Below are 19412 nucleotides of genomic sequence, written 5' to 3'. Positions count from 1 at the left end.
GGTCTTCTCCTCCTTAGCCGCCGCGGCGAGTCCTAGTTCTCAGGCCACCCTCGCCGCGGAGTCCGTCGACGGCTGATCCGCACGCAAGCTAAGGAGAACGAGCACAATGACGACCGAAACCGATCGCACTCCGCTGACCCTCGCCGAGAAGGTCTGGCGCGACCACCTGGTCGTGAAGGGTGAGGACGGGTCGCCCGACCTGATCTACATCGACCTGCACCTCGTGCACGAGGTCACCAGCCCCCAGGCCTTCGACGGCCTGCGGATGGCGGGGCGCCCGCTGCGGCGCCCGGACCTCACCATCGCGACCGAGGACCACAACACGCCGACCATCGGCATCGACCGCCCCATCGCGGACCTCACGAGCCGCACCCAGATCGAGACCCTGCGGCGCAACGCCGAGGAGTTCGGGGTGCGCCTGCACTCGCTGGGCGACGTCGAGCAGGGCATCGTCCACGTCGTCGGCCCGCAGCTGGGCCTGACCATGCCGGGCATCACCGTCGTATGCGGCGACTCCCACACGTCGACCCACGGCGCGTTCGGCGCGATGGCGTTCGGCATCGGCACCAGCGAGGTCGAGCACGTCATGGCGACGCAGACGCTCCCGCTGAAGGAGTTCAAGACGATGGCGATCACCGTCGAGGGCGACCTGCGCCCCGGAGTGACCGCGAAGGACATCATCCTGGCCGTGATCGCGAAGATCGGCACGGGCGGCGGACAGGGCTACGTGCTCGAGTACCGCGGCAGCGCCATCCGCTCGCTCTCCATGGAGGGCCGCATGACGATCTGCAACATGTCGATCGAGGCCGGCGCCCGCGCGGGCATGGTCGCCCCGGACGAGACCACCTACGCGTACCTGAAGGGCCGCCCGCACGCGCCGGAAGGCGCCGACTGGGACGAGGCCGTCGCCTACTGGGACACCCTCGCCACCGACGACGACGCCGTGTTCGACGCCGAGGTCTACCTCGACGCCGCCGACATCGAGCCGTTCGTCACCTGGGGCACGAACCCCGGGCAGGGCGTCTCGCTCAGCCAGTCCGTGCCGGACCCGGCGCAGATCGAGGACGCGAACGCCCGCGCCGCCGCCGAGCGTGCGCTGGAGTACATGGACCTCGAGGCCGGGACGCCGATGAAGAGCATCCTCGTCGACGCCGTCTTCATGGGCTCGTGCACCAACAGCCGTATCGAGGACCTCCGCGCCTTCGCCTCCCTGATCAAGGGCCGGAAGAGGGCCGACAATGTGCGCGTCATGGTCGTGCCGGGCAGCGCCCGCGTGCGGATCGAGGCCGAGGCCGAGGGCATCGACAAGATCGTCGAGGAGTTCGGCGCCGAGTGGCGCTTCGCGGGCTGCTCGATGTGCCTGGGCATGAACCCGGACCAGCTGGCACCAGGGGAGCGCTGCGCCTCCACCTCCAACCGCAACTTCGAGGGCCGCCAGGGCAAGGGCGGACGCACGCACCTGGTCTCGCCGCTCGTCGCGGCGGCGACCGCGATCCGCGGCACCCTGTCCAGTCCCTGGGATTTGGATGACGATGGCGGCGACACGCCGTCCGGCGACGGCGTGGACACCCGCGCCGGAGAGAAGGTGGGCGCCTGATGGAGAAGTTCGAGACCGTGACCGGCGTGGCCGTCCCGCTGCGCCGTTCCAACGTGGACACCGACCAGATCATCCCGGCGGTGTTCCTCAAGCGCGTCACCAAGACCGGCTTCGACGACGCCCTCTTCCACGAGTGGCGCAAGGACCCGGACTTCATCCTGAACCAGGCCCCGTACCAAGGTGCGTCCGTGCTCGTCGCCGGCGCCGACTTCGGCACCGGCTCGTCGCGTGAGCACGCCGTCTGGGCACTGCGCGACTACGGCTTCCGCGTCGTGCTGAGCCCGCGCTTCGCCGACATCTTCCGCGGCAACTCCGGCAAGCAGGGACTGCTCGCCGGGCAGATCACGGAGGAGGACGCCGCGCGTCTCTGGGCGGCCATCGAGGCTCAGCCGGGAATAGCGGCGACGGTGGATCTGGTTGCCAAGACTGCGACGATCGGTGAGGTCCAGGTGTCTTTCGACATCGACGATTACACTCGCTGGCGTTTGCTCGAAGGGTTGGACGACATCGCTCTGACCCTGCGCGACGAGGCGCGCATCTCCGAATACGAAAGCGGCCGCGCTGGTTGGCGGCCCAAGACACTCCCGGTGATACTTTGAACTCACTTCTTCAGGACGCTCAGGCAGCTGGAGCACGCGTCGGCCTCAAGGGCGACCGCATCACGATCAACGGCGGCATCCCGCTCCGGGGCCGCATCGAGGTCCGCGGGGCCAAGAACTTCGTCACCAAGGCGATGGTCGCCGCGATCCTCGGCGAGGGCCCGAGCGTCCTGCGGAACGTGCCGGACATCAGCGATGTCCGCGTCGTGCGCGGGCTGCTCGAGGTCCACGGCGTCAAGGTGACGGACGGCGGCGAGGACGGCGAGCTCCTGCTCGACCCGAGCGCCGTCGAGTCGGCCCACATGGCCGACATCGACGCCCACGCCGGCTCCAGCCGCATCCCGATCCTGTTCTGCGGGCCGCTGCTGCACCGTCTCGGCGAGGCGTTCATCCCCGATCTCGGCGGCTGCCGCATCGGCGACCGCCCGATCGACTACCACCTCGACGTGCTGCGCCAGTTCGGCGCCGTGGTCGACAAGCGCCCCACCGGCATCCGCCTGAGCGCCCCGAACGGCCTCCACGGCGCGAAGCTCTCGCTCCCGTACCCGAGCGTCGGCGCCACCGAGCAGGTCCTGCTCACGGCGGTCCGGGCGGACGGCATCACCGAGCTCTCGGGCGCGGCGATCGAGCCCGAGATCATGGATCTCATCAACGTGCTGCAGAAGATGGGCGCGATCATCTCGGTCGACACCGACCGCGTGATCCGCATCGAGGGCGTCAAGAAGCTCGTCGGCTACAGCCACACCGCGCTCTTCGACCGCAACGAGGCCGCCAGCTGGGCGGCCGCGGCGCTGGCCACCAACGGCGACATCTACGTCGGCGGTGCGCGCCAGCCCGAGATGCTGACGTTCCTCAACGTCTTCCGCAAGGTCGGCGGCGCCTTCGAGATCCACGACGACGGCATCCGCTTCTTCCACCCGGGAGGCACCCTCAAGCCCGTCGTGATCGAGACGGACGTGCACCCCGGCTTCATGACCGACTGGCAGCAGCCGCTCGTCATCGCGCTCGCGAAGGCGGAGGGCGTGTCGATCGTGCACGAGACCGTGTACGAGCAGCGTTTCGGCTTCGTCGACGCGCTCATCGACATGGGGGCGAAGATCCAGGTCCACAAGGAGTGCCTGGGCGGACACGCGTGCCGCTTCGGTCAGCGCAACTTCAACCACTCCGCGGTCATCATGGGCCCGACGCAGCTCAAGGGCGCCGACATCGAGATCCCGGACCTGCGCGGCGGCTTCAGCCACCTGATCGCGGCACTGACCGCAGAGGGCACCTCGACCGTCAGCAACGTCGGCATCATCAGCCGCGGATACGCGAACTTCATCACGAAGCTGGAGCAGCTCGGAGCGGACTTCGTCCTCGAAGGGTGACGGCACGGATAATAGGGATGTGTCACATCCCGAAGATCCCGCCGTCCAGCGTCCCCCGATGAAGCGCCAGCGTTCGGAGAAGAGCCGCCCGTCGATCTTCTGGGTCCTCGCGGGCCTCGTCGTCCCGATCGGCAGCCTCATGGCCCGGTTCCGCATGGTCGACCGCGAGAAGATGCCGCGCCACGGCGCGTACATCGTCGCTCCGAACCACTACAGCGAGATCGACCCCGTCATGGTCGGGATGGTGCTGTGGCACCTCGGGAGGCTGCCGCGCTTCCTTGCGAAGGACAGCCTGTTCCGGATCCCGGTCGTGGGCTGGTTCCTGCGCAAGTCCGGCCAGGTGCCGGTCGCGCGCGGAGGAGGCGCCCGGGGCGCGACGACGCTCGACGCGGCCCAGAAGATCATCGAGGAGGGCCGCATCGTCGTCGTCTACCCGGAGGGCTCGCTGACCCGCGACCCCGACATGTGGCCGATGCGCGGCAAGACGGGTGCTGCCCGCATGGCGCTCGAGCACGGCATCCCGGTGATCCCGATGGCGCACTGGGGCACCCAGCAGGTGATGGCGCGCTACTCGAAGAAGATCAGCTTCTTCCCGCGCAAGACGATCGACGTGAAGTTCGGCGACCCCGTCGACCTCTCGGCCTTCGAGGGCCGCAACCTCGACAGCGCGACCCTGGCCGAGGCCACGGCCGTCATCATGGCGGCGATCACCGCTCTGCTCGAGGACCTCCGCGGAGAGAAGGCGCCCGCGGAGCGCTGGGACCCCTCCCAGCACAACCAGAAGGAGACCGGCCGCTTCGATGGCTAAGACGGCACGCAAGGCCCCGCCCACGCCGCCGCGCCGCATCGCGGTGCTCGGCGCCGGGAGCTGGGGGACCACATTCGCGAAGATCCTCGCCGACGGCGGCTCGGACGTCGTGCTCTGGGCACGTCGTCCCGAGCTGGCGCGCGAGATCAACGAGGTCAAGCGCAACAGCGACTACCTCGAGGGCATCAACCTCCCGCGCAACCTGCGGGCGACCTCCAAGCTCGGCGAGGCGATGCGGGATGCGGAGGTCGTGTTCGTCTCCATCCCGAGCCAGACCCTCCGGGGCAACCTCGAGGCGATCAAGCCGTACCTCGGCCTGTCGACCATCGTGGTCAGCCTGATGAAGGGCGTCGAGAAGGGCACCGGCCTGCGGATGAGCGAGGTGATCGCGCAGGGGCTCCCCATCGAGCCCGAGCGGATCGCGGTGGCGTCCGGACCGAACCTGGCGCTGGAGATCGCGCGCGAGCAGCCGACCGCCGCCGTGGTGTCGTCGGCGAGCCTGGAGACCGCCCAGACGGTGGCGATGGCCGCCACCAACCGCTACTTCCGCAGCTACGTGAACACCGACGTGATCGGCACGGAGTTCGGCGGCGTGCTGAAGAATCTCATCGCCGTCGCGATCGGCATCGTCGACGGCGTCGGCTACGGCGAGAACACCAAGGCGTCGATCATCACGCGCGGACTGGTCGAGATGACCGACTTCGCCGTGGCGTACGGCGCCGAGGCGCAGACGCTCTCGGGGCTCGCGGGCCTCGGCGACCTGATCGCGACCTGCGAGTCGTCGCTCAGCCGCAACAACACCGCCGGGCGACTGCTCGGCCAGGGCTACAGCTTCACCGACGTGGTGAAGCAGATGAACCAGACGGCGGAGGGGCTGGCCTCGGTCGCCCCCGTGCTGAGCCTGGCGGAGGCGCGCGGGGTGGAGATGCCGATCGTGCGGCAGGTGAGCCAGGTGCTCGCCGGCACGCTCGATCCCAAGGACATCGCGCCGCACCTGACCACGGACTCGGACGAGCCGCAAGGCGAAAGGACGACGGATGACGGACACGGCCACGGTGGCTCTTCTCTTCGGGGGGCGTTCAAGCGAGCATTCGATCAGCTGCGCAACGGCGGCCGGGGTCCTCGCGGCGATCGACCGTAGCGCGTACCGCGTCATCCCGATCGGCATCACCCACGACGGCGCCTTCACGCTGCAGCCGGACCACGCCGCCCGCTTCGCCCTGAATGCGGAGGTGCTGCCGGAGGTCGAGGACAACGGCACCCGCGTCCACTGGCCCGAGAGCGTCGCCACGCGCGAGCTGACCGTGACGCACCCGGACGGCACGGTCGAGTCGCTCGGCGACGTCGACATCGTCTTCCCGATCCTGCACGGCCCCTGGGGCGAGGACGGCACGATCCAGGGTCTGCTGGAACTGGCCGGCCTGCCGTACGTCGGCAGCGGCGTGCTCGCGAGCGCGCTCGGGATGGACAAGCACTTCACCAAGACCGTGCTGCAGCAGGCGGGCATCCCGGTCGCCCCGTGGCAGACCGTGACCGCCCACCGCTGGCGCACGGCGGCCGAGGCCGTCCGCGAGGAGGCCCGCGCGCTGGGGCTGCCCGCGTTCGTGAAGCCGGCGCGCGCCGGCTCCAGCGTCGGCGTCACCAAGGTCAAGGACTGGGCCGACCTGGATGCGGCCATCGAGATCGCCCTCGCCGAGGACGACCGCGTGCTCATCGAGTCGACCCTGATCGGCCGCGAGGTCGAGATTGCGGTGCTCGGCGGCCGTCCGGGCGAGCCCGCCCGTGCCTCCGTCGCCGGCGAGGTCGTCGTCTCGGGCCGCGACTTCTACGACTTCGCGGCGAAGTACCTGGATGCACCGGGCATCGACCTCATCTGCCCGGCGGACCTGAGCGACGCCGAGCTCGCCGACATGGCGGATCTCGCAGTGCGCGCGTTCGACGCGATCGGCGGCGAGGGGCTCGCGCGGGTGGACTTCTTCCTGACGGCCGACGGCTTCGTGATCAACGAGATCAACACCATGCCCGGCTTCACGCCGATCTCGATGTTCCCGCGCTGCTGGCAGGAGTCGGGGCTGTCGTACCCGGACCTGATCGACGAGCTGATCCAGGTCGCGCTGGCGCGCGCGGCGGCCTGAGGCCGCCTCCGCTCGCGCCTCCGGCCGCGTCCGCTCAGCGACTGCTACGCCACGGGACGAATGCTGCGCGGCGAGCGGCAGCAGATGTCCCGTGGCGTAGCAGTCGCGGAGCGGTGTCAGCGCGTCGGAGTCGGGGTAGGGGTCGGTGTCGGAGTCGCCGTCGGGGTGAGGCTGGTGTCCAGCGTCGACAGGCACTGACGGGTCTGCTTGATCGTGGACACCGCCGATGCGAACTCCGGCAGCACCGACGAGTCGGAGACGCCCGAGACGTGGTCGATCACGACCTCCGTCGCCGGCGTGCGCCCGAACGTCTGGTAGACGATGGTCTTGGCCGTCGGGTCGGTCATGAGCACCCAGTCCACGCCGTTCACGTTGACGCACGGCTGCGTCGTCGGCCCGATCGGCGGGACGCCGCAGCGCAGGATGACCGCGGCCGGGTCGCCCCAGGCTCCGGTCGCCTGCGCGTCGGTGACGCGCTTGTCCTTGTCGGCGACCGTGTCGGGCAGGCGCACGCTGATCTCGGCGCAGCCCGGGTCGTTCGCGGCGGCGCCGGGCTCGAGCGAGACGGTGGGCGCGCAGCCCGCGAGGGCGAGGGCTGCGGCGGCGAGGACGGCGGCGAGGGCGGTGCGGCGAACGGTCACGATGATTCAGGCTAGCGTTTCCAGACATGGGAATGTCTGAGAGCACGGCGGCCGGCGCGACGATGGGCGAGACCACCGAGCGGGAGGCCCTGCGCCGCATCTTCCCGCGGCTGCCCGGATCGTCGGCCACCCTGGTCGGACCGGGCGACGACGCGGCCGTGCTCGCTGCGCCCGACGGCCGCTACGTCGTGACCACGGACATGATGGTGCACGGCCCGGACTTCCGCCTCGCCTGGTCGTCGCCGGAAGACCTGGGCTGGAAGGCGGCGGCCACCAACCTGTCCGACGTCGCGGCGATGGGCGCGATCCCGACCGCCCTGGTCGTCGCGATCGCGGCGCCCTCGACCATGCCCGTGGCCGACCTGGAGGCCATCGCCGACGGTTTCCGCCTCGCCTGCGAGGAGCTCGCTCCCGGCTGCGGGGTGGTGGGCGGCGACCTGTCCGTCTCGGAGACGCTGACGTTCGCGGTGACCGCGTTCGGCGACCTCCAGGGCCGCGCCCCCGTGCTGCGCAGGGGCGCCCGCCCCGGGGATGTCGTCGCCGTGTCCGGTGTGCTGGGCGCCGCCGCGGAGGGGCTCCGGCTGCTCTTCGCGGAGGCGGTGGACGAGCAGGGCGTCCCGAGTCGAGAGCGGTTCGCGGACGTCTACGCCGCGCATCCCGAGACCGTCGGCGCGCAGCTGCGTCCGCGTCCGCCCATCGCCGACGGGCCCCTCGCGGCCGACGCCGGCGCGACGGCGATGCTCGACCTCAGCGACGGACTGGCGCTGGATGCACGACGGGTGGCCGAGGCCAGCGGGGTGGCGATCGACCTGGACCGCGCAGAGCTCGGCGACGACGTCCGCGCGGCTCTGACCGGGGGAGAGGACCACAGCCTCTTCGCCGCCTTCCCGGCGTCCGCGGCGCTGCCAGGCGGGTTCCGCCGGATCGGGGTGGTGCGGGAGGGCTCCGGTCTCCTCGTCGACGGCCGCCCCTTCGACGAGCGCGGCGGCTGGGACCCGTACCTGGAGTGGGACGGCGCCGCCGGGTGACCCGCGGCTACGCCTCGGCCGGCTCCAGCCAGAAGAGGGCGGTCTCGCCGTAGTCCTTGCGGCGCACGAGCTCTAGGCCGTCGGGGAGCGTCGGCTCGCCCGTGCGGGTGCTGCGCTCCACGCAGACGGAAGCGTGTGGAGCCAGCAGCGGCACGAGCGACGTGAGCACCCCGAGCAGCTCGGCGTCGTCGACGTCGTAGGGCGGGTCGATGAACACGAGGTCGAACGGTCCGGACGCGCCCGCGAGGTACGACTGGACGCTCACCGCGCGCACCTCCACCGACGGGCGCGCTGAGGGCGGCGCCGCCCGGGTGACGGCGGCCGCGTTGCGCTTGCAGACTTGCGCGGCGGCCGGGCTGCGCTCGACGAGCGTCACGACGGTGGCGCCGCGGCTGGCCGCCTCGAGGCCGAGAGCGCCGGAGCCGGCGTAGAGGTCGAGCACGTGCGCGCCGTGCACGGCCCCACGCGCGTCGAGGGCGGAGAACGCGGCCTCGCGCACCCGGTCGCTCGTCGGCCGCGTGCCGCTCTTCGGCACCTGGAGGCTGAGCGATCCGGCGTATCCGGAGACGATTCGGGTCATGGCCATCCGAGCCTAGCCGCATCCCGCCCTCGCCTTTCCGCGCCCGCGCCCGCAAGATAGGGGCATGGAGGAACGCCTCGCTCAGTCCGAGCTCGACGCGTTGTGGGACTTCGACGATCCGGTGGGTTCCGGGGAGCGGATCGCGTCCGCGGCCGCCGAGCCCTTCCGGGGCGAACTGGTCCGGGCCGAGCTGCAGACGCAGCGGGCGCGGGCGCTCGGACTCCAGGGACGCTTCGCCGAGGCCGATGCGCTGCTCGAGTCGATGGAGCCGGCGAGCGGGCGTCTGCACGTGCGCATCCTGCTCGAGCGCGGCCGCCTGCGCACCAGCGAAGGCCGTCGTGCCGAAGCCGTCGAGGTCCTCGAGGAGGCCCTGCAGGCGGCGCGCCGTGAGAGCGAGACGTTCCTCGCGGCCGACGCCGCGCACATGCTCGCGATCGTCGACCCGACCCGCAGCGAGCAGTGGACGGAGGAGGCGTTCGCCGATCTCGCGCAGTCCGACGATCCGCGCACCCTGCGCTGGCGCGTCGCGCTCCACAACAATCGCGGCTGGGCGCTGCTGGACGACGGCGACCCCACGGCCGCGGTCGACGAGTTCGAGCACGCCCTCCGGGCCGCCGACGCGTACGGCACCGCCGACCAGCGTTTCCTCGCGCGCTGGGCTGTGGCGCGCGGATTGCGGGAGGCCGGACGCGCGGACGAGGCGCTGGAACGGCAGCGGGTACTGGCGGAGGAGCGCCCCGGCGACCCGCACGTCGAGGCCGAGATCGCCGCGCTGACGGGGGCTGCGCCTACGATCGAATCATGACCAACGCCTCCGCCCCGGCCGTCGAGGGCGCGATCACGCTCGACTCGCGGCTGAGCGGCGTGCTCGGCGGCCGGACCGCCTCGGCCTTCGAGAAGGCGTTCGGGATGCGCACGGTCGGCGACCTGCTGCACCACTTCCCGCGGCGGTACGCACGCCGCGGCGAGCTGACCGCTCTCGCCAACCTCCCGCTGGACGAGAACGTCACGATCATCGCGGAGGTCCTGCGGGTGCAGGAGCGCTCGATGCGCGCCCGCCGCGGTTCGATCCTCGAGGTGAAGATCTCCGACGGCGAGGGCATCCTGACACTCACGTTCTTCAACCAGTCGTGGCGCTCGAAGGACCTGGTGCCGGGCGTGCGCGGGATCTTCGCGGGCAAGGTCTCCGCGTACCGCGGCGCCCTGCAGCTGGCGCACCCCGACTACGAGCTGTTCGCGCCCGACTCCGAGAACGCGGTGGTGCCCGGCAGCGCCGCCGCGAAAGAGTGGGCGCAGACGCCCATCCCGATCTATCCGGCGACCGGCACGGTGGCGAGCTGGCAGGTGCAGAAGGCCGTCGAGCTCGCCCTCGACGCGCTCGACTCCGCACCCGACCCGGTGCCGGCCTCCGTCGCGGCCGAACGCGGGCTGCTGTCGTACCGGGAGGCGCTGGAGGGCGTCCATCGCCCCGAGAAGGATTCGCAGTGGCAGCGGGCGCGCGACGCGCTCCGCTTCCAGGAGGCGTTCGTGCTCCAGGCGGCGCTGCTGCAGCAGCGGGCCGAGGCGCGCACGGTGGCGTCGACGCCGCGACGGGCGGAGCCCGGTGGTCTGCTCGAGCGCTTCGACGCGGCGCTGCCGTTCTCGCTCACCGACGACCAGGCGCTCGTCGGCAGCGAGATCACGCACGATCTGGCCGGGACGGCCGCGATGCACCGCCTGGTGCAGGGCGAGGTGGGCTCGGGCAAGACCCTGGTGGCGCTGCGGGCGATGCTCGCGGTCGCCGATTCCGGCGGTCAGTCCGCGCTGCTCGCGCCGACCGAGGTGCTCGCCGCCCAGCACCTGCGCTCGATCGCGGCGATGCTCGGCCCGGACCTGTCGGCGCAGCTGATGCCGACCCTCCTCACCGGCCAGCTCGGCGCCCAGGAGCGCAAGCGCGCGCTGCTGCGCACCGTCTCGGGCCAGGCCCGCATCGTCATCGGCACGCACGCCCTGCTCGGCGACGCCGTCACCTTCTTCGACCTGGGGCTCGTCGTCGTCGACGAGCAGCACCGGTTCGGCGTGGAGCAGCGGGAGGCGCTGCGCGCGAAGGGCGGCACCCCGCCGCACGTGCTCGTGCTCACGGCGACGCCCATCCCGCGCACCGTGGCCATGACCGTCTTCGGCGACCTCGACGTCTCCACGATCGCCCAGCTCCCGGCCGGGCGGCAGGGCATCGAGAGCTTCGTGGTGCCGCTGTCCGACCGTCCCGGCTGGGAGCGCCGCATCTGGGAGCGCGCCTCGGAGGAGATCGCGAAGGGACGGCAGGTGTTCGTCGTCTGCCCGGCGATCACCGGCAAGGAGGCCGAGGACGACGGGGAGGAGTCCGCACCCGCCGCGGAGCAGGAGGGCGACGCGCCGCCCCGCGCCGTCGCGAGCGTCGAGTCCGTCGCGGCGCAGGTGCGCGCCGACCCGCTCTTCGCGGACGCGCGCGTGGGCGTGCTGCACGGCAAGCTCCCGAGCGAGACCAAGGACGAGGTCATGCGCGCCTTCGCGGCGGGCGGCATCGACATCCTCATCGCCACGACGGTGATCGAGGTCGGCGTCAACGTGCCGAACGCGTCGGCCATGGTGGTGCTCGACGCCGACCGGTTCGGTGTGTCGCAGCTGCACCAGCTGCGCGGACGCGTCGGCCGTGGCGGCGTGCCCGGGCTCTGCCTGCTGGTCACCGCCGCGGAAGAGGGGTCGCTCGCCCGCGAGCGCGTGGAGGCCGTCGCCGCCACGCTCGACGGGTTCGAGCTGGCCAACGTCGACCTGGAGCTGCGCCGCGAGGGGGATGTGCTGGGCAGCCGTCAGTCCGGGGGCCGCTCGTCGCTGCGCCTCCTGCGCGTCGCCTCCGACGGCGACCTCATCGGCGAGGCTCGCGTCGCGGCCGCCGAGACGCTCGACGCGGAGGGCGGCCTGGCCGCCGTCCCCGCCCTGCAGGCCGCGCTGGCCCGGCGGCTCGACGAGGCCGAGCGGGCCTACCTCGGCAAGTCGTGACAAGGTAACGGATTCACAACGAAATGACGGTTATCGCGGGATAGTCTGGTGCCCTATGAACAGGATCGCCGTAGTCCCTGGATCGTTCGACCCGGTCACCCTCGGTCACCTCGACGTGATCGAGCGTGCTGCCCGGCTCTGGGACGAGGTCCACGTCGTGGTGGTCCACAACCCGGACAAGTCGGCCCTGCTGCCCATCGCGCAGCGCGTCTCCCTGCTGGAGAGGTCGATCGAGGAGGCCGGGATCGTCGGCACGATCGTCGTCGCCTCCTGGTCGATGGGCCTCCTGGTCGACTACTGCACGGACGTGGGGGCGCACGTGCTCGTCAAGGGCATCCGCTCGCAGGTGGATGTGGCGTACGAGACGCCGATGGCGATCGTGAACCGCCACCTCGCCGACGTCGAGACGGTCTTCCTGCTGCCCAACCCCGCGAACGCGCACGTGTCCAGCTCGCTGGTGCGCCAGGTCTCCGCGCTGGGCGGCGACGTCAGCCCGTACGTCCCGCCCGCGGTCTTCGAACTGCTGTCATCGAGATGAGAGTGCAGGAGCCATGAACAGCTACGCGACGCGCCAGCCCACGGAACCCTCGGTCGCACCGGAGGAGGAGCACGGCAGCGCCGAGCCCACCATGGACTTGGCAGGGCTGCGCCGCGCCGCGGAGCAGATCACGGCGAACATCGAGTCGGTGATCGACGGCAAGCACGACGCCGTGCGCACCGCCCTCGTCGTGCTCCTGGCCGAGGGCCACCTCCTCATCGAGGACGTCCCCGGCGTCGGCAAGACCATGCTGGCGAAGTCGCTCGCGAAGTCGGTGGACTGCACCGTCAGCCGCATCCAGTTCACCCCCGACCTGCTCCCGAGCGACGTGACCGGCGTGTCCGTCTACAACCAGGCCGAGCGCCGGTTCGAGTTCAAGCCGGGCGCCGTGTTCGCCAACATCGTCATCGGCGACGAGATCAATCGTGCGAGCCCGAAGACGCAGTCCGCCCTGCTGGAGTGCATGGAGGAGCGCCAGGTCACCGTCGACGGCTCCACCTATCCGCTCGCCGCCCCGTTCATCGTCGTGGCCACGCAGAACCCGGTGGAGATGGAGGGCACCTACGCCCTCCCCGAAGCGCAGCGCGACCGCTTCATGGCGCGCATCGCGATGGGCTACCCGGACGAGGAGTCCGAGCTCGCCATGCTCACGACGCGCGACACCTCGAGCCCCCTCTCGCGGATCGGGCCGGTCGTCACCTCGGAGCAGCTGCGGTCGATGATGACCACGGCGCGCAGCGTCTTCGCCTCCACCCCGGTCAAGCAGTACGCCGTCGACCTGACGCGTGCGACCCGGGAGGACCGCGACCTGCGGCTCGGTGCGAGCCCCCGCGCCACGCTGCAGTTGATCCGCGCCGCCAAGGCACTCGCCGCCCTCGACGGGCGCGACTTCGTCCTCCCCGACGACATCGACGCGCTGGCCGTCCCCGTGCTCGGCCACCGGCTCCTGCCGACGAGCCGGGCGCTCGGCCACCACCACGAGAGCGCCCCGGTGATCGCGGACATCGTCCGGCGCATCGTCGCCTCCACGCCGGTGCCTGTCGGCTCCGGCGCGATCGGCGCGGGCGGGCGGTAGGGTGCTTCCCCGCGGCCGGGCGTCGAGCCCGCTGACGAAGCCGCGGCCCACCGCGCGCGGGTGGACGCTGGGCGCGATCGGCATCGTCGCCCTGGCCGCCTCCGCCTTCCTCGGGCGGACCGACGTGCTCTTCGTCGGCGTCTTCCTCACCGTGCTGCCGCTGGCGGCCATGATCTCCGTCACGTGGGACCGGCCCCGGCTCGGGGTGACGCGCAGCTTCCACCCCGATGTGATCGCGGTGGGGGAGAAGACGACCATCGTCACGACGGCCCGCAACCTGGTCGGGCGCCCCAGCCCGGCGGCGCGCTGGCGGGAGTTCGCCCCGGCCGCGATCGACGTGCAGCGGCGGGCGCCCTTCCCGCGGCTGGGCCCGCACGAGGCCAACGCGGCGCACGGACGAGACACGGCCGTCCTCCGTCAGGACGTGACGGCCGACAAGCGCGGGTCGCACCCCGTCGGCCCGCTCGTCATCAGCCGGACCGATCCGTTCGGGATCGCCTACGCCGAGTACGCCCTCGGGCAGCCACGGACGCTCTTGGTCACCCCGCGGGTCGTGCCGCTGGCGAACGGCGTCCTCGACGTCGCGCACAGCGAGGGGACCGAGCACGAACTGCTGCGGCACAGCATCCCGAGCGCCGACGAGCTGATCGCGCGCGAGTACCGCCCGGGCGATCCGTTGCGCCGCGTCCACTGGCGCGCGACGGCCCGCCACGACCAGCTCATGGTGCGGCAGGAGGAGCAGCGCAGCAACCCGGAGGCGTGGCTGCTGCTGGACACGCGGGGCGGGATCGCCGGCGAGGCCGCCTTCGAGGACCAGGTCGACCTGATCGCGTCGGTCGGCGTCCACCTCCTCGACCAGGGATTCGCCGTCAGCGCGGTCGAGACCGCCGAGCGTCAGCTGAACGGCCGCAGCGGGGCGGGACGGTCCGGGACCCTGGGCGCGATGAGCCCCACCTACGACCTCGGCGGCGCCGATCGGCTGCTGCTCGCAGACCTCGCGAGCATCGAGCCCGGCGTCGAGCCGCGCGACGACGCGGTCGCGGAGCTCGCGACCGGGCTGCGGCGCGCGGGGCGCTCCGTCCCGGTGTTCGCGTTCCTGCTCGGCGGCACGCGCGAGCTCGGCTCGTTGGCTGCGTTGCGTTCCATGGGCGACCCGGCCGTCGCGTTCCTCGCACCGTCCACCCCGCCGGAGGTGGAGGAGGTGCTCGTCGACGCGGGCTGGCTGTGCGTGCAGTGCGCGCCCGGCGACGGTCCGGCCACCTCGTGGCAGCGCGCGCTCGCGCGACAGGGGGCCGCGTCCAATGGTTAGCGAATCCGTCGCCCTCGCTGTCCCGCGCACGGTCCGCCGCCGCGCCGGCTACTGGCGGCTGACCGGGGCGATGGTGCTGCAGATGCTCGCGGCCAGCGTGGCGCTGGTCGGCCTCATCCAGGGCGCCGGCTGGTGGTTCGCCCTCATCCTGACCTCCGCCTTCCTGCTCGTCGCCGGAGCCGGGCTGCGGACGCTCGGAGTGCACCGCGGCTTCGTGCCGCTGCTCGAGCTCGTCCTCGGCGCGATGGTCATGACGGCCGTCTTCGGCGGGGGCTCCGGGCTGGTCGGAATCATCCCGACGCCCGCGACCTTCGTGCACTGGTGGCAGCTCCTGCAGCAGGCGATGCTGTCGATCTACCAGCAGGGCACGCCGGCTGAGAGCCTCCCCGAGTTCCTCTTCCTCGTCGTCGGCGGAGCCTGCCTCATCGCGGTCGTCCTCGACACCCTCGCCGTCGCGGTCCGCGCGCCCGCCTTCACCGCCGTCGGCGTGGGCGCGGTGCTCGTCGTCCCCGGCGCCCTGCTCGGCGACGGTCTCGATCCGAGCGCGCTCGCGCTCTCGGCCATCGCCTACCTGTGGCTGCTGCGGGCGGACGTGCGCACCCGGCGCCCGGGCTCGCCACGACCCGGCGCCGCGCTGGCCGTCGGCGCCGCCGCGACGGTGGTCGCGCTGCTGCTCGCCGGCACCGCTCCGGGTTTCGACCGCGGGGGAGCGACGTCGTTCACCGCCGGCGGCATCAACATCGGCGGCACGGTGACCCCGCTCATCGACCTCGGCAAGGACCTCCGCCGCCCGACGGCCGTGCGCGCGCTGACGTACACGACCTCCGCGCCGACGGGCCAGTACCTCAAGCTGGCGTCGCTCGACCAGTTCACGGGCTCGGTCTGGAAGCACCGCGAGCGCGACACGAAGCGCCTCGCGGAGGGGACGCCGATCGGCCCCGTCGCCGGGCTGTCCGCCGACGTGCCCACCTCCAAGATCACCACCACCGTCGCGATCGACAACATGCAGAGCCGCTGGCTGCCGGTGCCCGCGCCCGTGCAGTCGGTCAAAGGCCTCACCGGCACCTGGTCGTGGGATCCGGACGACCTCACCATCGGCGGGATCAACGCGACCACCCAGGGCCAGGACTACACCGCGACCAGCCTCCTCCTCCAGCCGACGGCCGATCAGCTGAAGGCGGCGGGCGGGGTCGTGCCGGAGGACGTGCAGCGCGACCTGTTCCTGCCCACGAACATGCCCGCGATCATCGAGAAGACCGCGATCGCGGCGACCGAAGGGGCGACGTCGGAGTACGAGCAGGCCGTCGCCCTGCAGGACTACTTCCGCGACAACGGCTTCGTGTACTCCACCCAGACCCCGCTGAAGCAGGGCTACGACGGCGACGGCGCCCGCGTCATCGCCGCGTTCCTGGAGGCCAAGAGCGGCTACTGCGTGCACTTCGCCTCCGCGATGGCGCTGATGGCGCGCTCGCTCGGCATCCCGTCGCGCGTCGCGGAGGGGTATCTACCTGGGGCCTCGGGCGGGGGCTCGGCGAGCAACCCCGGTGAGTACACCGTCACCAGCGACGACCTGCACGCGTGGCCGGAACTGTACTTCGCCGGGGTCGGCTGGGTGCCGTTCGAGCCGACGGTGGGCCGGGGCACGATCCCGAGTTACACGCGGGCCGACACCGCGGCCGCCGCGCCGACGTCCGCTCCGGCCTCCGGCGCGACCTCGGCTCCGAAGCGGATCGTCCCGACCGATCCCGCGCAAGTCGCGGGCGCTCGGGGCGCCACGGCCCCGTCCCCGCTGGAGCCCGTGCTCTCCGGCCTGGGTATCGCCGTCCTGGTGCTCGCCGTGCTCCTGATCCCGGCGGTCGTCCGCCGGGTGCGGCGACGACATCGGCTGAGACGGCTGTCCGAGGCATCGGGAGGCGCGGCGGTCGTGTGGTCCGAGCTCCGCGACACGGTTCGCGATCTCGGCTGGGTCGCGCCCGCGACCGAGACGCCCCGCGCCTTCGCCGGGCGCCTGGCCGACGAGATCGCGGGGACGCCGGGAGAGGAGGCGGTGCTCCGCCTGCTGGCCGTGCGCGAGCGCGACTCCTACGGGCCGCCGGTGCGCGGGTCGACGGTAGGACTCGCCGACGACCTGCAGCGGGTCCTCGACGCGCTGGAGGCGAGCGCCGGCCCGGCGCGCCGGCTGCGGGCGTTGCTGCTGCCTGTGTCGTTGCTGCCAGCAGGCTGGCCGATCGCTGCGAGCCCGGGAAGCGCCGCGTAGACTAGCCGACCGTGACCTCGTTCAAGAACACCCCATACACGGTCAACGTGTACGACCTCGTGCACCGTCCCGGATCGATGAAGGAGCAGGAGCTGAGCATCCCCGTGCGGGAGAAGCTCGGCGAAGGCCTGCTCGCCGTCCACGAGGGTGCCGACCTCGATCTCGACCTCCGCCTGGAGTCCGTCCACGAGGGGATCCTGGTCACCGCGGAGGGCTCGACCACCGCCACCGGCGTGTGCGGACGGTGCCTGATCGACATCGAACAGCCTGTCCAAGTCGATTTCCAGGAACTTTTCGCGTATCCTTCTGGAGAAGCTTTCGATTATGAGGTTCACGACGACCACGTGGATCTTGAACCTCTGATCAGGGATACGGTGGTGTTGTCACTGCCGTTTCAGCCGGTGTGCCGGCCGGATTGCCCAGGTCTCGACCCCGAGACCGGCGAGCGGCTGGCGGATCAACCGGACCAGGAGCCCACCCAGACCGTCGATCCCCGCTGGTCTGCGCTTGCGGCTTTCCAGGCTTCCGACACCGATGAATCCACCCCGTCCACCGGGAACACAGAAGAGAGATAGTCATGGCCGTTCCGAAGCGGAAGCAGTCTCGCGCCAACACCCGCGCCCGTCGTTCGCAGTGGAAGGCCGAGGTCCCCACGCTCGTCAAGACCGTCGAAGGCGGCAAGGTGACCTACAGCCTCCCGCACCGTGCCAAGGTCGTCGAGGACTCCGCAGGCACCGCCCTGTTCCTCGAGTACAAGGGCCGCAAGGTCGCCGACGTCTGATCGTCTCTCAGCAATGAGAGGGCACGGTCTGGCCGGGGAGAACCCCGACCGCACTGAACTCATCGAGAAGCTCGGGGTCGATATCGACCCCGAGCTTCTCGGGCTTGCGCTGACGCATCGTTCGTACGCGTACGAGCATGGCGGCATCCCGAACAACGAGCGCCTCGAGTTCCTCGGCGACTCGATCCTCGGGCAGGCCGTCACGGTGAAGCTGTTCCGGGAGAACCCGGACCTCGACGAGGGCGAGCTCGCGAAGCGCCGGGCCAGCCTGGTCAGCTCGGTCGCGCTGGCGGAGGTGGCGCGGGGCATCGGCCTCGGCGAGTACCTCCTGCTCGGACGCGGCGAGAACCAGAGCGGTGGCCGTGAGAAGGCATCGATCCTCGCCGACACGGTCGAGGCGATCATCGGAGCGGCGTACCTCGACCTGGGCGGCACCGAGGCGACGGCGCTCGTACTGCGTCTCGTGGAGCCGCTGCTCGGCGATCCCGACCGGTTCGGTGCCGCGATGGACCCGAAGACCAGCCTGCAGGAGGCCGCTGCCCACCGCGGCGCCGGGCTCCCGGTCTACACCGTCACCAGCACCGGCCCCGACCACTCCAAGGTCTTCCACGCCTCCGTCTCGGTGGGCGAACTCGTGACCGCGGAGGGCGAGGGTACCAGCAAGAAGCAGGCCGAGATGGCCGCGGCTCTCACCGCGTGGACCGAGCTCACGAGCCGACGTGCCCGAGCTTCCCGAGGTTGAGGTCGTCCGCGCCGGGCTCGCTCCCGCCGTCTCCGACGCGACCATCCTCGGCGTCGAGGTCCTCGAACCGCGCTCACTGAAGCGCCACGACCCCGTCGCCGGCGAGTTCGAGGCCCTGCTCCTCGGCCGCACGATGCGCACGCCGGCGCGCCGCGGCAAGTTCCTCTGGATCCCGCTGGACGGGGAGCCCCGGCAGGCGATCGTCGCGCACCTCGGGATGAGTGGGCAGATCCTGCTCCGCGACCCGGGCGCCGTGGAGGCCGGTCTGCTCCGCATCCGCCTGCACATCGAGACCGCGGCGCAGCCCGACGGGTCGCGTCGAGAGCTCTGGGTGCACTTCGTCGACCAGCGCATCTTCGGGTCGATGGCGGTCGACGCGCTCGTCCCGACCGCGGACGGCGCAGCGGCCGGCCTCGGCACCGATGAGGCGCTGATACCGACCCAGGTCGCGCACATCGCCCGCGACCCGCTGGACCCGGCGTTCGACGATCGCGCTTTCGCCGCGGCGCTGGGCCGCAAGAACACGGGCATCAAGCGCGCCCTGCTCGACCAGACGCTCGTGAGCGGAATCGGCAACATCTATGCCGACGAGGCGCTCTGGGCGTCGCGCATCCACTACGAACAGCCGGCCTCCTCGCTGAGCCCGGCGAAGGTCCGCACTCTGCTCAGCGAGGTGCGGCACGTGCTCGAGAAGGCCTTGGCCGAGGGTGGGACCAGCTTCGACGCGCAGTACGTCAACGTCAACGGCAACTCCGGCTACTTCGCCCACAGTCTCAACGCCTACGGCCAGGAGGGCCGCCCGTGCCCGCGCTGCGGCACCCCGATCGTGCGCGAGAAGTTCATGAACCGCTCCTCGCACTTCTGCCCCAGGTGCCAGCGGCTGCGGTGAGAAACGACGTGATCCGCATCCTGCACCAGCGAATGGACCCGACCCTTC

19 protein-coding genes are annotated in these 19412 nt (G+C 71.5%); 17 read left to right on the top strand and 2 right to left on the bottom strand.

Going from position 1 to position 19412, the window contains the following annotated elements; all coding sequences use genetic code 11:
* Positions 1 to 106 precede the first annotated feature (106 nt).
* Genes leuC through HNR14_RS20165 form a run of 6 tightly spaced genes read left to right on the top strand, consistent with a single transcriptional unit; the run spans position 107 to position 6506 of the window.
* Positions 107 to 1597: a 3-isopropylmalate dehydratase large subunit gene (gene leuC / locus HNR14_RS20190; RefSeq protein ID WP_179702380.1), complete on the top strand. Its 1491-nt coding sequence runs from the start codon at positions 107 to 109 to the stop codon at positions 1595 to 1597.
* Positions 1597 to 2196, top strand: a complete 600-nt coding sequence (leuD, locus tag HNR14_RS20185) for a 3-isopropylmalate dehydratase small subunit (RefSeq protein WP_179702379.1) — start codon at positions 1597 to 1599, stop codon at positions 2194 to 2196. The genes leuC and leuD overlap by 1 nt, the downstream gene beginning before the upstream one ends.
* Complete coding sequence (gene murA / locus HNR14_RS20180) at positions 2193 to 3563, top strand: UDP-N-acetylglucosamine 1-carboxyvinyltransferase (protein WP_021763046.1); 1371 nt, start codon at positions 2193 to 2195, stop codon at positions 3561 to 3563. Before leuD ends, murA begins: the two co-directional genes overlap by 4 nt.
* A gap of 58 nt (positions 3564 to 3621) precedes the next feature.
* A complete protein-coding gene (locus HNR14_RS20175; protein WP_021763045.1) occupies positions 3622 to 4371 on the top strand; it encodes a lysophospholipid acyltransferase family protein in 750 nt (249 codons plus the stop codon).
* The gene (locus tag HNR14_RS20170; RefSeq protein ID WP_179702378.1) at positions 4364 to 5512 is read left to right on the top strand and encodes an NAD(P)H-dependent glycerol-3-phosphate dehydrogenase; all 1149 of its coding nucleotides are present in this window, start codon (positions 4364 to 4366) and stop codon (positions 5510 to 5512) included. Before HNR14_RS20175 ends, HNR14_RS20170 begins: the two co-directional genes overlap by 8 nt.
* The gene (locus tag HNR14_RS20165) at positions 5409 to 6506 is read left to right on the top strand and encodes a D-alanine--D-alanine ligase family protein (protein ID WP_179702377.1); all 1098 of its coding nucleotides are present in this window, start codon (positions 5409 to 5411) and stop codon (positions 6504 to 6506) included. Before HNR14_RS20170 ends, HNR14_RS20165 begins: the two co-directional genes overlap by 104 nt.
* 116 nt (positions 6507 to 6622) lie before the next feature.
* Here HNR14_RS20165 and HNR14_RS20160 read toward each other — a convergent pair whose 3' ends face one another.
* Entirely contained in the window at positions 6623 to 7147 is a 525-nt protein-coding gene (locus HNR14_RS20160) for a DUF3515 family protein (RefSeq protein WP_179702376.1), read from the bottom strand.
* A 26-nt stretch (positions 7148 to 7173) separates the two neighbouring features.
* On the opposite strand from HNR14_RS20160, the gene thiL reads away from it, so the two are divergent.
* Complete coding sequence (gene thiL / locus HNR14_RS20155) at positions 7174 to 8175, top strand: thiamine-phosphate kinase (protein ID WP_179702375.1); 1002 nt, start codon at positions 7174 to 7176, stop codon at positions 8173 to 8175.
* A 7-nt stretch (positions 8176 to 8182) separates the two neighbouring features.
* Here the strand turns inward: thiL and rsmD are convergent, their stop codons facing one another.
* Positions 8183 to 8755, bottom strand: a complete 573-nt coding sequence (gene rsmD / locus HNR14_RS20150) for a 16S rRNA (guanine(966)-N(2))-methyltransferase RsmD (RefSeq protein WP_179702374.1) — start codon at positions 8753 to 8755, stop codon at positions 8183 to 8185.
* A gap of 64 nt (positions 8756 to 8819) precedes the next feature.
* On the opposite strand from rsmD, the gene HNR14_RS20145 reads away from it, so the two are divergent.
* From HNR14_RS20145 to mutM, 10 genes are all read left to right on the top strand, one after another.
* Positions 8820 to 9560, top strand: coding sequence for a hypothetical protein (locus tag HNR14_RS20145; protein ID WP_179702373.1), 741 nt, complete (start codon positions 8820 to 8822; stop codon positions 9558 to 9560).
* Positions 9557 to 11773 carry an ATP-dependent DNA helicase RecG gene (locus HNR14_RS20140; RefSeq protein ID WP_179702372.1) on the top strand — a complete coding sequence of 739 codons (2217 nt, stop codon included), beginning with the start codon at positions 9557 to 9559 and terminating at the stop codon, positions 11771 to 11773. The genes HNR14_RS20145 and HNR14_RS20140 overlap by 4 nt, the downstream gene beginning before the upstream one ends.
* 55 nt (positions 11774 to 11828) lie before the next feature.
* Positions 11829 to 12311 carry a pantetheine-phosphate adenylyltransferase gene (gene coaD, locus HNR14_RS20135; RefSeq protein WP_179702371.1) on the top strand — a complete coding sequence of 161 codons (483 nt, stop codon included), beginning with the start codon at positions 11829 to 11831 and terminating at the stop codon, positions 12309 to 12311.
* 13 nt (positions 12312 to 12324) lie between these two features.
* On the top strand, positions 12325 to 13386 hold the full coding sequence (locus HNR14_RS20130; protein ID WP_179702370.1) for an AAA family ATPase: 1062 nt from the start codon (positions 12325 to 12327) through the stop codon (positions 13384 to 13386).
* Between the two features lies 1 nt (position 13387).
* On the top strand, positions 13388 to 14695 hold the full coding sequence (locus HNR14_RS20125; protein WP_179702369.1) for a DUF58 domain-containing protein: 1308 nt from the start codon (positions 13388 to 13390) through the stop codon (positions 14693 to 14695).
* Complete coding sequence (locus tag HNR14_RS20120; RefSeq protein WP_179702368.1) at positions 14688 to 16952, top strand: transglutaminase TgpA family protein; 2265 nt, start codon at positions 14688 to 14690, stop codon at positions 16950 to 16952. The genes HNR14_RS20125 and HNR14_RS20120 overlap by 8 nt, the downstream gene beginning before the upstream one ends.
* A 77-nt stretch (positions 16953 to 17029) precedes the next feature.
* On the top strand, positions 17030 to 17527 hold the full coding sequence (locus tag HNR14_RS20115) for a YceD family protein (protein ID WP_179702776.1): 498 nt from the start codon (positions 17030 to 17032) through the stop codon (positions 17525 to 17527).
* Positions 17528 to 17529: 2 nt separating this feature from the next.
* Positions 17530 to 17733 (top strand): 50S ribosomal protein L32, encoded by a 204-nt coding sequence (gene rpmF, locus HNR14_RS20110; RefSeq protein ID WP_021759817.1) that lies wholly within the window; start codon positions 17530 to 17532, stop codon positions 17731 to 17733.
* Positions 17734 to 17746: 13 nt separating this feature from the next.
* Positions 17747 to 18475, top strand: a complete 729-nt coding sequence (gene rnc / locus HNR14_RS20105) for a ribonuclease III (protein ID WP_021759819.1) — start codon at positions 17747 to 17749, stop codon at positions 18473 to 18475.
* Positions 18453 to 19364, top strand: a complete 912-nt coding sequence (gene mutM / locus HNR14_RS20100; RefSeq protein WP_179702367.1) for a bifunctional DNA-formamidopyrimidine glycosylase/DNA-(apurinic or apyrimidinic site) lyase — start codon at positions 18453 to 18455, stop codon at positions 19362 to 19364. The genes rnc and mutM overlap by 23 nt, the downstream gene beginning before the upstream one ends.
* The last annotated feature ends 48 nt before the right edge of the window (positions 19365 to 19412 follow it).

This window comes from Leifsonia naganoensis (assembly GCF_013410615.1).
In the GTDB taxonomy this organism is placed as follows: domain Bacteria; phylum Actinomycetota; class Actinomycetes; order Actinomycetales; family Microbacteriaceae; genus Leifsonia; species Leifsonia aquatica.
This window is presented reverse-complemented; position numbering and strand designations above follow the sequence as displayed.